The organism is Butyrivibrio sp. DSM 10294 (assembly GCF_028539135.1).
Taxonomy (GTDB): domain Bacteria; phylum Bacillota; class Clostridia; order Lachnospirales; family Lachnospiraceae; genus Butyrivibrio.
This window is the reverse complement of record NZ_JANSWL010000060.1, coordinates 14,528-27,739: the sequence shown is the minus strand read 5'-3', so window position 1 is coordinate 27,739 and position 13,212 is coordinate 14,528. Positions and strand designations below refer to the sequence as shown.

Here is a 13,212-nt window from a genome sequence, read left to right as displayed (position 1 = left end):
CTCCTTAATAATTTGTGTCCATGATTATAGGCATTATCATAGGCCTTCTCTTAGTCTTTTTCCAGATGTAGTCACTAAGAACGTCCTTGACAATGCTCTTAAGCTTGCCCCAGTCGGTGATTCCCTTATCGAGGGCCTCAGTGACCTCATCAAGCACAAGATCCGTCGCATCGTCTATCAGCTTGTCGGACTCCCTTACGTATACAAAGCCTCGTGAAACAATGCTGGGGCCCGAAATAAGCTGTGCGGTGTCGTTATCGATTCCGAATACAACTATCACAATACCATCTTCCGCAAGGTGCTGTCTATCCCTAAGTACAACATTTCCTACATCGCCGACTCCAAGACCGTCAACCAGGATTGCTCCTACAGGCACCTTGCCCTTAACCCTGGCGCTCTCCTCGTCCATCTCGAGGATCTCTCCCGAGTGAAGAATGAAGATATTCTCCTTGGGGATTCCAAGCTCCTTGGCAATGCTTCTCTGAGCCATAAGATGTCTGTACTCGCCGTGAACAGGCACTGAATACTTGGGCTTAACAAGGGTATAGATAAGCTTGATGTCCTCGCGGCAGGCATGTCCTGAAACATGAACATCCTGGAAAATAACATCCGCGCCCTTCATCTGCAGCTCGTTGATAATATTGGTAACGGCCTTCTCATTACCCGGAATGGGGTGAGATGAGAAAATAACCGTATCTCCTGCGCCAATGGTAATCTTCCTGTGCTGAGAATTGGCCATTCTGCTAAGAGCCGCCATGGACTCACCCTGGCTTCCGGTGGTGATGATAACCGTCTTGTTCTCAGGATAGTTCTTGAGCTCATCTATATCGATAAGTGTGTTCTCCGGAATCTTGATGCAGTCAAGCTTCTGAGCTATATCGATGATGCTGACCATGCTGCGGCCTTCCACCACAACCTTCCTGCCGTGCTTGTGGGCAACGTTGATGATCTGCTGAACACGGTCAACGTTGGAGGCAAAGGTAGCAACGATAATCCTTGAATTCTCATGCTCTTCAAAAAGAGTTCTGAGAGCTCTTCCGACTGTTTTCTCAGAGGGAGTAAATCCGGGTCTCTCTGCGTTGGTTGAATCACACAGAAGAGCCAGTACGCCCTTTTTACCGATCTCAGCGAATCTCTGAAGGTCGATCGGATCTCCGAAAACAGGGGTATAGTCAACCTTGAAGTCACCGGTGTGTACCACTGTTCCTGCAGGTGAATAGATTGCAAGAGCAGCTGCGTCAACGATGGAATGGTTGGTTCTGATAAATTCTACACGGAACTGTCCAAGGTTAATGGACTGTCCAAATTTGACAACCTTTCTTCTTGTTGTCTTAAGAAGGTTATGCTCCTCAAGCTTGTGCTCGATGATACCCATGGTAAGGCGAGTTGCATAAACCGGAATATTAAGTTCATGAAGAACATAGGGAAGTGCTCCGATATGATCCTCGTGGCCGTGGGTGATTACAAAGCCCTTGACCTTGTCGATGTTGTCCTGAAGATAGGTGATATCCGGGATAACCAGATCGATTCCCAGCATCTCATCCTCAGGGAATGACAGACCGCAGTCCACCACAATAATACTGTCTTCGTATCTGAAGGCAGTGATGTTCATTCCAATCTGCTCAAGACCACCCAAAGGGATGATCTGCAGCTTGGACGCATTTTCAATTTTCTTTTTAGCCAAATTCGTTCCTCCATATAATCTTGGCGGAGGGCATAGAGATACACAAAAACCAATTCCCCGTTAGATGTCTAAATCTATGCCGTCCTCAGAAAGAAGCTTACGAAATACACCTGCGACAGCTTCAAGCTCCAGGTCATCATCTACGATCACGTAAACCGCTTCCTCATCTTTTAAATCGGAGTCATCGCGCAGTATCAGCGCTTCTCCGTCACCATCTTCCTCATCTGTTACGAGAAGATATGTTTTCGCCCCAATAATAGTCTGTTCCAGGCAAAAAAATTCTACTGACTCTTCTCCATCCGGACTAAATACTATCTTTTCCAAAATAAACTCTCCATGTGGGCCTAATAATATCAGGCCTTATCCTTGCTGTTGTCGAGATAGTCCTGAAGTATGATCTGGGCTGCGATCATATCAACATATTCCTTGCGATCCTTGCCCCTGATGCCGACTTCATCCATTATCTCATCAGCTTCAACTGTGGTGAGACGCTCGTCCCACATAATAACAGGTATTCCTGTTCTTCGCTCTATCTTGTCCTTGAACTCAAGGCTTAGTTTAGAGCGCTCTGAATCAGACTGATCCATGTTAAGGGGGAGTCCGAGTACAATCTTCTCCACCCCGTATTCCACGATCAGCTCTTCGATACGCGCAAGTGTCCTGCGCAGCTTGTTCTCTTCTTTTCTGCGGATAATCTCCCTGGCCTGGGCTGTTAACAGCAGCTCGTCGCTGATGGCAACGCCCACGGTCCTGGAGCCGTAGTCAAGTCCCATAATACGCATCAGGTCTTATTTCTGTCCCCAATCATTGTTCTTAATGTACTCAGTAAGCATCTCTTCCACAAGCTCGTCTCTCTCAACCTTCATGATAAGGCTGCGAGCGCCCTTGTGGCTGGTGATGTAGGTGGGGTCTCCGGACATGATGTATCCAACAATCTGGTTAACCGGATTGTATCCCTTCTCCATGAGGGCGTCGTAAACAACAGAAAGAACCTTCTTAACGCCTGTTTCCGGCTCAACCTCAACCTTAAAAAATTGGGTGTTTCCTAAATCCTGCTCTGCCATATTGTCTCTACCTTTCCTTGTGTATTTTTTTAGCCCCGGGGGCCTCTTGCTCTATTTGAAAAAAACATCTTCAAGCCCGAACTTATGTCGGCGCATATATATTAATATTACACTAAGGTTTTTAAATAAGCAATGTATCAGAATTCAGAAACCCTGTCGGCACTACCGATGTTATCTCTCCGGTGACGCAGGGTATGCACAGAGGAGAATCAGAGGGAATGGCCACCTTGACATATCTGTCGCTGTGTCCCGTCATATATTTCCTGCCCTTGATCTCTTCCTCATCCTCCCAGAGGATCTCCAGTTTCTCGCCGATGAAGCTGTTTCTGTAGTTCTCGGCCTGGGTCTTTGTAAGATGCAGCAGTACATCACTTCGCGCACTCTTTTCCCTGTCTGTGAGCTGATCCTTCATGCCTGCGGCAACGGTGCCTTTTCTGGGAGAATACTTAAAGACATGCATCTCATAGAAATCAATGTCCTCGACAAACTTCCTGCACTCATCGAATTCCTCCTCTGTTTCGCCCGGGAAGCCCACGATGACGTCAGTTGTGATGGCAGGTCTGTCAAAATATTTTCTCAATATCTCAACGCCCTGTCTGAACTCCTCAGCTGTGTAGTGGCGGTTCATTCTCTTAAGGACGCTATCGCACCCGCTCTGGAGTGACAAGTGGAAATGAGGGCAGAGCTTATCCACCATGGACAGTCTCTTAACATTGTCCTCGGTCATGATTCTTGGCTCCAGGGAGCTTAATCTGATCCTTCTGATACCGGCGATCTCGTTGATATTCTCGATAAGGCTTATGAGATTCACATCCTTGTTCTCAAAATCGCTGCCGTAGGAGCTGACATGAATTCCGGTGAGGACCACTTCCTTGCAGCCCTTCTGAACAAGACCCTTGATCTCGTTTATTATCTCCTGCCGGTCTCTACTGCGAACTCTTCCCCTTGCATAAGGAATGACGCAATATGAGCAGAACTGGTTACATCCGTCCTGAATCTTAATATAAGCCCTCGTGTGTTCGGGAAGCTCTGACAAAAACATGCTCTCATACTCATGGGTGCTGTTGATGTCGATGATAGAAGTTCCACCGAGAGTCTTATCATCGGCGGCCGCCTGCTCTCCGGCTCCGCATCTTGCAGCTCTTGTTTCCAGGTACTTGTTTAATATGTCAACGATCTCAGCCTTCTTGTTATTGCCGATGGCGAGGTCGATGCACTCATCCTTTTTGACACCCTCAGTGTCAGTCTCAACATAGCAGCCAACAGCCACTACAACGGAGTCCGGATTGTTCTTCTTGGACTTGTGCAGCATCTGTCTTGACTTTCTGTCTGCGATATTGGTAACCGTACAGGTATTGATGATATATATGTCTGCCTGCTCGGAAAAAGGCACGATCACAGCCCCTGCCTCCCTGAGGCGCTGGGCCATTACGTCCATTTCATAGCCATTAACCTTACAACCAAGGTTGTGTAATGCAATTTTCAGATTATTAACGTTATTTAACATATGCTATTTTCTTTCCAAATCGGTCAATTTAGTCATTGACTTTTGTACTTTACACGTTTACTATAAAGAAAAGAAGGAGGTATTTGCGCAATGAAGACCGTAAAAATTTCTTTAAATTCTATCGATAAGGTAAAATCATTTGTAAACGATATTACGAAATTTGATTATGATTTCGATCTCGTTTCCGGAAGATACGTTATCGATGCAAAGTCTATCATGGGTATTTTCTCACTCGATCTTTCTAAGCCTATCGATCTTAACATCCATGCAGAAGACGGCGCAGATGAGGTTCTCGAAGTATTGAAGCCTTACATGATCTAATCTTTATGGATTAGATCCATTTTAAAAGGATATTCCAGACCATCAATCAATATCGGTTGATGGTCTTTTTTTGCCCATTGGCAGGTATATCTTCTTTAGTGTATCTTCATCAGGCTTTGTTTTTACAGTTCTATTACTTCATCAGTGTCAATCGCAGTCTGAACCAGTTCGTCGATCTTCTCGGCCAGAAGCTCCTCGTGCCTTCTGATAATGTCAGCTCTTGGCTTGGTTACAGGGTGCTTGGCAACGAAGATCGTGCAGCAGTCCTCGTAGGGAAGGATTGAAGTCTCGTACGCATCGATTTTTAACGAAATATCAACGATGTCCTGCTTATCAAAGGCAATGAGCGGTCTGTAAACAGGCATATCGGTAACAACTTCTCCTGTGCACATAAGTGAAGGCATAGTCTGAGATGCCACCTGTCCGATGCTCTCTCCGGTTACAAGTCCCATGCAGCCTGACTTATCGGCAAGCATATCAGCGATTCTCATCATATATCTTCTCATGATGATAGTAAGCTCGTCATGAGGACAGGTCTTATAGATGTACATCTGAATGTCGGTAAAGTTGATGACATGAAGCTTGACGCTTCCTGTGTACTTGGAAATAACCTTGGCAAGATCAACTACCTTCTGCTTGGCCATCTCGCTGGTGTAAGGGGGAGCATTGAAGTATACAGCCTCAATATCAACACCTCTCTTGGCGATCATATAGCCCGCAACAGGAGAATCAATTCCTCCCGACAAAAGAAGCATTGCCTTACCTGCAGTTCCTATCGGCATTCCGCCGGGCCCGGGGATAACCTCTGAGAAGATATTGAGCTTCTCTCTGATCTCTACATTGATAAGAACCTCAGGATTATGAACGTCAACCTTCATCTCCGGATAAGCATCAAGGATCTTGCCACCAAGAGCTGCTGCCATCTCCATGGAATCAAGAGGATAGCTCTTGTCAACACGGCGGCATTTTACCTTGAAGGTCTTGTTCTTGTCCGGATATACTCCGGCTATAAAATCAATTACAGCCTGAGCTGTTCCCTCCAGATCCGGAAGGTGATTCTCATTGTCTCTCTTAATGGTAACCGCAGGAGCGATTCCGGTTACGCCAAATACGGTCTGAAGAGCGCCTACAGTCTCGTCAAAGTCAAAGTCCTCAGCCTCGATGTATACTCTTCCGGCAACCTTGGAAATATTGAAGGTTCCGTCGCACTTTTCAAGAACTCTCTTAAGCTGCTTAACAAGAGCATCCTCGAAGACGTATCTGTTTTTTCCCTTTAAGCCGATCTCGGCGTACTTGATGATAAAAGCATGGTACTGCATATTCTAATCCTCTTTTTTATAAAAAAACTAATGTATCAGTGTCTGTAGAACTGTCTCATGGTATCCACCTGCTCGCTAAGGGTATCCACAAGAAGATCAAGTTCCTCTTTGGTAGTCATGAATGACATACTAATACGGATTGTGGATTCAAGCAAGTCACTTTCAAGACCGATGGACTGAAGAGTGCCTGAAATGTGCGGATTATTGGAGGCGCAGGCGCTTCCTGCCGACACGTAGATTCCCTTGCTGCTGAGCATATTAAGTATGGTCTCGGCTGCCAGGCCTCTGATGGATACGCTCACGATATGTGGCGCTCCGTCTCTTCCTTTGGGGCCGTTGATCTTGATGTCGGTCAGCTTATCATTAAGCGACTGCACAAGATATTCCTTGAGCTCATAGAGCTTGTCCTTCTCTGCCTTAAGATGTTCGTCGCACATTTTGGCAGCCAGGGCCATTCCTGCGATTCCGGGCACGTTCTCGGTGCCGGATCTCATGCCCTTTTGCTGACCTCCGCCGTAGTTGATGGGAGTGATCTTGGTTCCCTTTTTGATATACAAAAAGCCGATTCCCTTGGGGCCGTGGATCTTGTGGCTGCTGACAGCAAGAAGATCGATATTCATTCTTCTTGGTCTTATCTGAAGCTTACCATAGGCCTGCACCGCATCTACGTGGAAGTAGGTGTCGGGGTTAATGGATTTGATCAGCTTACCTGCCTCTTCTATGGGCATCACAGAGCCTATCTCGTTGTTAACAAACATCATCGAAACAAGGATCGTGTCCTTCCTGATGGCATTTTTCAGATCCTCAAGGCTGATGACACCTTCCTCATTAACAGGAAGATAGGTTATCTCAAAGCCCTCTTTTTCCAGATATCCGCAGGTCTCATATACCGCAGGATGCTCAACAGAGGTGGTGATAATATGCTTGCCGCGCCACTTGTTAGCCCTTGCCACACCGATTATTGCTGTGTTGTCTGACTCCGTTCCTCCGGAGGTAAAAAGAATCTCTGAGGGCTCGCACTTCAAGGTGGCTGCTATAGTCTCCCTGGCGCCGTTAACCCTGTCGTAGGCCATATGTCCCATATGATGGACGCTGGAAGGATTGCCGTATTCTTCTGTCATAACCTTAACCACCAGGTCTGCGACTTCATCGAAGACTCTCGTGGTTGCTGAATTGTCTAAATATGCTTCCATTGCTGTAATATTCCTTGTAATGATGATTTAAATTGTATCGTTACCCTTTTTGGCTATGTCATCCCTCAAGATGATACATAAGCCAGGAAATGATAGTGAATCCGGCAGTTTCTGTTCTGAGGATTCTCTTTCCAAGTGTTATGGGTTTAATATCGTTATTTCTGCAGAGCTCTATCTCCTCATCGGAAAATCCTCCTTCAGGGCCGATAAAAACGGCTATGTCCTGTCCGGGCTTTATTCCCTCTATGAGCTTCTTGGTCTCATCGATGTGCTCTGCATTCTCATAGGGAATGAGCTTTACAGCCATGTCCTTGCAAAATTCCACTGCCTGCTTCATGGTCATGGGCATAGCGACCTCAGGGATAATAGCTCTCTTACTCTGCTTTGCCGCTGCCTCGGAGATAGCCTGCCAGCGTTTGATCTTGGACTGAGCCTTTTTCTCATCCAGCTTAACAACACATCTCTTGCTGGCCATGGGGATTATCTGATAGGCACCAAGCTCCACTGCCTTCTGAATGATAAGTTCCATCTTATCAACCTTGGGAAGTCCCTGAAACAGATAGATCCTTGAAGGCAGCTCGTTCCCCACTTCTTCAACGAAGCAGAGGTTACCTATTACATGGCTGTCGTCTATTTCTTCTATCTCGTAAAAAAGCTCTTTTCCCTCCTCATCATCTCTGATGCTGACGGAAAACTGCTCCCCGGCCTTCATACGAAGGACATGGGCTATATGATTGTAATCTGCGCCTGTTATCTCCACCTTCTTATAATCCGGTGTGAGCTGGCTGCTTTCCACAAAGAAATGATACATCAGTTTTTCCTCGAAGTGATGGATACCCAGTCGCCCTGATGATGGATCTCGAGAATCTCAAGTCCTGCATCAAGATGTGCCTTTTTGACCTCTTCTTCCTTGGTATTGATAATTCCGGAAGTAATATAGATTCCGCCGCTCTTAAGCTGCGCAAGGATGACAGGGGTAAGTGGCACAAGGACGTTGGCCAAAATATTGGCAACAACGATATCGTACTTGTCGTACCCTACTTTGTCCTGAACCTGCTTATCATCGATGATATTTCCGATCATCATGTCGAACTTGTCGGCAGCAATGCCGTTGTTCTCCATATTCTCTTTTACAGCCGGAACTGCACACTTATCAAGGTCAGTGCCTACAGCGTGCTTCGCTCCAAACATAAGGGCAAGGATGGAGAGAACTCCGCTTCCTGTTCCTACGTCCAGAAGCTCTGTATCCGGGGTTACATACTTTTTGAGCATTCTGATGCAGAGCTGAGTGGTCTCATGCATACCGGTTCCAAAGGCTGTTCCGGGATCAATGTGGAGCACCATCTCTGCCTTATTCTTATCCTCCTCGTTCTCCATCTCCCAGGAAGGGATAACAAGGATGTCATCTATATAAAATTTGTGGAAGTACTGCTTCCAGTTATTGATCCAGTCAATGTCTTCAGTTACGTCAACAGATATGGTGCCGTCTCCGATATCAGAAAACTCTTTGAGCTCATCCAGCTTCTCCCTGATCTGAGCCTGCATCTCCTCGGGAGTCTTCTTGACCTTAACGTAGTTTCCGTCCTCATCAGGCTCCTCAACTGTGAGCATGTTCTCATCATCTATCTCAAGGAAAAAATTGAGATAGGCAACTCCGCTCTCTATTCCTGTATCGGTCTCATCCGGCTCTAGCTCGGGAGCATCAATGAACATCTGCTCCTTATCCTGGGCAGTGAGAGGGGCATTATCCTCAATCTGTGCTCCTTCAAGACCTATATCCTCAAGGTAGCTGACAATGATATCCTCTGATTCTTCATTTGTACGTACTCTAAAACGCATCCATTTCATAATTTAAAGCCCTCAAATAGTTTGATGATTGTTTAAATGAACGGTAATCCGTTTTTACACTCATAAGTATAATATAAATCCAGCCAACGAAGTATAGCACATATATCAAAACTTTACCATTTAAATAAATGTAAACTTAAATCCGTGTAAGACCTGTTAGCAAAAATACGTAGTTCTCGGACGAGTAGGATGATTTACAAAATGAAAAAATGCGGGGGTGCTGACTGTTCTGAACGAAGCTGAAAGGAAGCACTCCCACATTTTTGAGTTTTAGTAAATCACCACGCAGACGAAAACAAGCATTTTTGCAAATAGGTCATACGCGGATTTCATATCACTTACCGAAAAAGCCCTTTTTCTTCTTTCCGCCGGATCCGTCTGAGGGTCCCTTGTCGTCGCTGCCCAGGATACGGTCAGCTGCTGTAAGGGAATCGCCGGTTTTCTCATCGAACTGCTTAAGAATCTCCTTGGCTTCCTTGGAAATCTTCTCAGGAACCTGAACAACGAGGGTCACATAATGGTCACCTCTGACTTCCTTATCACGAAGTGAAGGAACACCCTTGCCACGAAGTCTTACTCTGGTGTCTGTCTGGGTTCCGGGCTTAACATCATAAGCAACCTTGCCATCCACGGTATCTATGATAACGGTTCCACCAAGTGTTGCAATAGCAAAGGACATAGGAACTACGGAATAGATATCATAGCCTTCTCTCTGGAAAATAGGATGATCTGATACAACAACTTCAACAAGAAGATCTCCTCTTGGTCCGCCGTTGATGCCGGGCTCACCCTTATCTCTTATTCTTACGCTCTGGCCGTTATCGATACCTGCGGGAATTGTGACCTTGATCTTCTTCCTGCTGGCGATATAGCCGGTGCCGTGGCAATCGCTGCACTTGTCCTTGATAACCTTACCGGTTCCGCTACATTCAGGACAGGTCTGAACATTTCTGACTGTTCCGAAGAAGGACTGCTGAGTATAGACAATCTGTCCCTTACCTCCGCACTTGGAGCAGGTCTGAGGCTGAGTTCCGGGCTTAGCGCCGGTGCCGTGGCAGGTAGGGCATGGATCCTTAATTGTAAGCTCCAGCTCCTTCTCACAGCCAAATACGGCCTCCAGGAAGGTGATCCTTACGCTGGCACGAAGGTTAGCACCCTTGGAGGGGCCACTTCTTGCTCCGCCTCTTGCTCGTCCGCCTCCGAAGAAGTCTCCGAAAATATCTCCGAAAATATCTCCGAAATCAGCACCGTTAAAATCGAAACCGCCGCTGAAGGGATTGCCGCCGCCTTCAAAGGCTGCATGTCCAAACTGATCATACTGACGTTTCTTCTCAGGATCAGAAAGAACTGCATAGGCCTCTGATGCCTCTTTGAATTTATCGGCTGCAGCCTGGTCTCCGGGATTCATATCGGGATGGTACTTCTTAGCCAGGACTCTGTATGCTTTTTTAATCTCATCCTCGGTAGCGCTCTTGCTGACACCGAGAACCTCGTAATAATCGCGCTTCTGTTCTGCCATATTACTCCTAATCTACATCTATGCTCATCGTGATATACACATTGCTCCGCTGACGCTTTCGCAATGCTACATATTATACCACTAAGGTTATACTTCCCTGTAGTCACCGTCAACTACGTTGTCATCGTTAGATGATGAGCTGGAAGAAGCACCGCCCATATCAGGGCCTGCTGCACCACCCATGTTAGGGCCTGCACCTGCTGCTCCCTGAGCATTCTCATACATCTTGGCAAAGAGTGCCTGAGCATCATTCATGAGCTTCTCCTTCTGGCTCTTAAGAGAATCAATCTCAGAGTCTGAAAGCTCCTTATCCTTGGTCTGCTCAAGAGTTTCCTTGAGAGCCTTGATATCATCCTCTACTGTCTGCTTCTGAGAAGCATCGATCTTGTCGCCTACATCCTGAAGTGCCTTCTCTGTCTGGAATACAAATGAGTCAGCATCGTTGCGGGCATCAATGCCTTCCTTACGCTTCTTGTCCTGAGCCTCATACTCCTGAGCCTCTTTTACAGCCTTGTCGATATCTTCGTCAGACATGTTGGAGCCTGCTGTGATGGTGATGTGCTGCTCCTTGCCTGTTCCAAGATCCTTAGCTGATACATTAACGATACCGTTTGCATCGATATCGAAGGTAACCTCGATCTGAGGGATTCCTCTCATTGCCGGAGGGATTCCGTCAAGTCTGAACTGTCCAAGGGACTTATTATCCTTGGCAAACTGTCTCTCACCCTGAAGTACGTTGATATCTACAGCTGTCTGGTTGTCAGCGGCTGTTGAGAATACCTGGCTCTTCTTGGTAGGAATAGTTGTATTTCTCTCGATAAGTCTTGTAGCAACACCACCCATTGTCTCGATTGAAAGTGAAAGAGGTGTTACGTCAAGAAGGAGGATATCACCTGCACCTGCATCGCCGGCAAGCTTACCACCCTGGATACCTGCACCGATAGCTACACACTCATCGGGGTTAAGGCTCTTGGAAGGCTCCTGGCCTGTGAGCTGCTTAACCTTCTCTACTACGCAGGGAACACGAGTTGATCCACCAACAAGGAGAACCTTGCCAAGATCTGCGTTTGTAAGACCTGCATCCTTCATAGCGTTCTGTACGGGAATAGCTGTTCTCTCAACGAGATCGTGGATGAGCTCTTCAAATTTAGCTCTTGTAAGATCTACATCGAAGTGCTTAGGGCCGTCAGCGCCTGCTGAAATGAAAGGAAGGTTGATGTTGGTTGTTGTGGCTGATGAAAGCTCCTTCTTAGCCTTCTCTGCAGCTTCCTTAAGTCTCTGCATAGCCATCTTGTCGCCTGAAAGGTCAACGCCTTCCTTGTTCTTGAAATCCTGAACCATCCAGTTGATGATAGCCTGGTCAAAGTCATCACCACCAAGATGTGTATCACCGTTGGTTGAAAGAACTTCGATAACGCCGTCACCGATGTCGATGATTGATACATCGAATGTACCACCACCAAGGTCATATACCATGATCTTCTGCTCTTTTTCGTTATCAAGACCATAAGCAAGAGCTGCTGCTGTAGGCTCGTTGATGATTCTCTTTACCTCAAGGCCTGCGATCTTGCCTGCATCCTTGGTTGCCTGACGCTGTGCGTCATTGAAGTAAGCGGGAACTGTGATAACCGCCTCTGAAACTTTTTCGCCGAGATACTGTTCTGCATCAGATTTGAGCTTCTGAAGGATCATAGCTGAAATCTGCTGAGGAGAATACTTCTTGCCATCAATTGTACGGCCATGGTCTGTACCCATGTCTCTCTTAATTGATGCGATTGTGTTGTCTGCGTTGGTAACTGCCTGACGCTTAGCAGGCTCACCTACGATTCTCTCTCCGTTCTTTGTGAAAGCAACGATTGAAGGTGTTGTTCTTGCGCCTTCTGCGTTGGCAATAACGGTGGGCTTACCACCTTCCATAACTGCTACGCAGCTATTGGTTGTACCAAGGTCGATACCGATTATCTTACTCATGTTTTTTTCCTCCGTTTTACTTAATCAAATGTTTTAATCTATTCGAACCACTCCGCCGGTTAAATTTCTTACTGAGCAACAGCTACCATACTGTGTCTGAGTACGGTGTCGTGGAACATATATCCCTTTTGAAGTTCCTGTGCAACAAATCCGGATTCGTATTCCGCACTCTCAACCTGCATTACTGCGTTGTGAAGGTTGGGATCGAATTCCTTACCCACAGCCTCAATCGGGGTTACTCCAAGGTCCTCCAGCTGCTTGATAAGCTGCTTGTAGATCTTGTTCATGCCGTCTGCGAATGCTCCCTCTTTCTCTTCCTCGGGAACTGCCGCAAGGCCTCTCTCAAAGTTATCTATAACGGGAAGAAGCTTCTCAAGGACGTTACCCTGGCCCTGTTCAAACATCTGAGCCTTCTCCTTGTCAGTTCTCTTCCTGAAGTTCTCGAACTCAGCCATCTGTCTGATGAGCTTATCATTGAGTTCGTCAACTTTCTCCTTAAGGGGATCCTTTTTGTCTTTCTTGCCAAACAGGCCCTTTTTCTTGGGTTCCTCACCCTCTGCGGATGCTTCATCAGAAGTTTCTTCTGCCTGAGCCTTATCTGCTGCGGGCTCTTCCTTGGCTACTTCCTCAGCAGCTGCTTTACCTGCAGCTTCCTCAGCTGTCTCATCCTTGCTCTTCTGGCCTGAAGGCTTCTCTGACCCAGCCTTTTCATCGGCCTCCTTCTCGAGTTCCTCCATTATGTTCTCAAGGATCTCTTTTTCGCTCATGGTTTTCTTCTTGTCGTGA

The 13,212-nt window shown here is 46.6% G+C and carries 13 protein-coding genes; 1 reads left to right on the top strand and 12 read right to left on the bottom strand.

The features are described from left to right. Positions 1–4: 4 nt before the first annotated feature. From NXH67_RS05120 to mtaB, 5 genes are all read right to left on the bottom strand, one after another. Positions 5–1,684: a ribonuclease J gene (locus tag NXH67_RS05120; RefSeq protein WP_022779345.1), complete on the bottom strand. Its 1,680-nt coding sequence runs from the start codon at positions 1,682–1,684 to the stop codon at positions 5–7. A gap of 60 nt (positions 1,685–1,744) precedes the next feature. Further along, a complete protein-coding gene (locus NXH67_RS05115; RefSeq protein WP_022779344.1) occupies positions 1,745–2,008 on the bottom strand; it encodes a DUF1292 domain-containing protein in 264 nt (87 codons plus the stop codon). 29 nt (positions 2,009–2,037) lie between these two features. Beyond that, positions 2,038–2,466 (bottom strand): Holliday junction resolvase RuvX, encoded by a 429-nt coding sequence (gene ruvX / locus NXH67_RS05110; protein WP_022779343.1) that lies wholly within the window; start codon positions 2,464–2,466, stop codon positions 2,038–2,040. Between the two features lie 6 nt (positions 2,467–2,472). Continuing rightward, a complete protein-coding gene (locus NXH67_RS05105; RefSeq protein WP_022779342.1) occupies positions 2,473–2,748 on the bottom strand; it encodes an IreB family regulatory phosphoprotein in 276 nt (91 codons plus the stop codon). A gap of 121 nt (positions 2,749–2,869) precedes the next feature. After that, positions 2,870–4,255 carry a tRNA (N(6)-L-threonylcarbamoyladenosine(37)-C(2))-methylthiotransferase MtaB gene (mtaB, locus tag NXH67_RS05100; protein WP_272796665.1) on the bottom strand — a complete coding sequence of 462 codons (1,386 nt, stop codon included), beginning with the start codon at positions 4,253–4,255 and terminating at the stop codon, positions 2,870–2,872. A gap of 90 nt (positions 4,256–4,345) precedes the next feature. Here mtaB and NXH67_RS05095 point away from each other — a divergent pair, with 90 nt between their 5' ends. Beyond that, a complete protein-coding gene (locus tag NXH67_RS05095) occupies positions 4,346–4,576 on the top strand; it encodes an HPr family phosphocarrier protein (RefSeq protein WP_022775464.1) in 231 nt (76 codons plus the stop codon). 122 nt (positions 4,577–4,698) lie between these two features. On the opposite strand, the gene thiI is transcribed toward NXH67_RS05095, so the two are convergent. The 7 genes from thiI to grpE all read right to left on the bottom strand — a co-directional run bounded on the left by thiI (position 4,699) and on the right by grpE (position 13,193). Next, positions 4,699–5,895, bottom strand: coding sequence for a tRNA uracil 4-sulfurtransferase ThiI (gene thiI / locus NXH67_RS05090; RefSeq protein ID WP_272796664.1), 1,197 nt, complete (start codon positions 5,893–5,895; stop codon positions 4,699–4,701). A 35-nt stretch (positions 5,896–5,930) separates the two neighbouring features. After that, positions 5,931–7,088 carry a cysteine desulfurase family protein gene (locus NXH67_RS05085; protein ID WP_272796663.1) on the bottom strand — a complete coding sequence of 386 codons (1,158 nt, stop codon included), beginning with the start codon at positions 7,086–7,088 and terminating at the stop codon, positions 5,931–5,933. A 58-nt stretch (positions 7,089–7,146) separates the two neighbouring features. Continuing rightward, positions 7,147–7,899, bottom strand: a complete 753-nt coding sequence (locus tag NXH67_RS05080) for an RsmE family RNA methyltransferase (protein ID WP_022779338.1) — start codon at positions 7,897–7,899, stop codon at positions 7,147–7,149. Next, positions 7,899–8,936, bottom strand: a complete 1,038-nt coding sequence (prmA, locus tag NXH67_RS05075) for a 50S ribosomal protein L11 methyltransferase (RefSeq protein ID WP_272796662.1) — start codon at positions 8,934–8,936, stop codon at positions 7,899–7,901. Before prmA ends, NXH67_RS05080 begins: the two co-directional genes overlap by 1 nt. Before the next feature lie 334 nt (positions 8,937–9,270). Next, complete coding sequence (gene dnaJ / locus NXH67_RS05070) at positions 9,271–10,455, bottom strand: molecular chaperone DnaJ (protein ID WP_022779336.1); 1,185 nt, start codon at positions 10,453–10,455, stop codon at positions 9,271–9,273. Between the two features lie 87 nt (positions 10,456–10,542). Next, entirely contained in the window at positions 10,543–12,426 is a 1,884-nt protein-coding gene (dnaK, locus tag NXH67_RS05065; protein WP_272796661.1) for a molecular chaperone DnaK, read from the bottom strand. Between the two features lie 68 nt (positions 12,427–12,494). Then, positions 12,495–13,193: a nucleotide exchange factor GrpE gene (gene grpE / locus NXH67_RS05060; RefSeq protein WP_272796734.1), complete on the bottom strand. Its 699-nt coding sequence runs from the start codon at positions 13,191–13,193 to the stop codon at positions 12,495–12,497. Between the last annotated feature and the right edge of the window lie 19 nt (positions 13,194–13,212).

Excerpts from the sequence above, each read along its gene's own strand:
- ruvX (WP_022779343.1), bottom strand. The coding sequence starts at position 2,466 with ATGCGTATTATGGGACTTGACTACGGCTCCAGGACCGTGGGCGTTGCC.
- NXH67_RS05105 (WP_022779342.1), bottom strand. The coding sequence starts at position 2,748 with ATGGCAGAGCAGGATTTAGGAAACACCCAATTTTTTAAGGTTGAGGTT.
- mtaB (WP_272796665.1), bottom strand. The coding sequence starts at position 4,255 with ATGTTAAATAACGTTAATAATCTGAAAATTGCATTACACAACCTTGGT.
- NXH67_RS05095 (WP_022775464.1), top strand. The coding sequence starts at position 4,346 with ATGAAGACCGTAAAAATTTCTTTAAATTCTATCGATAAGGTAAAATCA.
- thiI (WP_272796664.1), bottom strand. The coding sequence starts at position 5,895 with ATGCAGTACCATGCTTTTATCATCAAGTACGCCGAGATCGGCTTAAAG.
- NXH67_RS05085 (WP_272796663.1), bottom strand. The coding sequence starts at position 7,088 with ATGGAAGCATATTTAGACAATTCAGCAACCACGAGAGTCTTCGATGAA.
- NXH67_RS05080 (WP_022779338.1), bottom strand. The coding sequence starts at position 7,899 with ATGTATCATTTCTTTGTGGAAAGCAGCCAGCTCACACCGGATTATAAG.
- prmA (WP_272796662.1), bottom strand. The coding sequence starts at position 8,936 with ATGAAATGGATGCGTTTTAGAGTACGTACAAATGAAGAATCAGAGGAT.
- dnaJ (WP_022779336.1), bottom strand. The coding sequence starts at position 10,455 with ATGGCAGAACAGAAGCGCGATTATTACGAGGTTCTCGGTGTCAGCAAG.
- dnaK (WP_272796661.1), bottom strand. The coding sequence starts at position 12,426 with ATGAGTAAGATAATCGGTATCGACCTTGGTACAACCAATAGCTGCGTA.
- grpE (WP_272796734.1), bottom strand. The coding sequence starts at position 13,193 with ATGAGCGAAAAAGAGATCCTTGAGAACATAATGGAGGAACTCGAGAAG.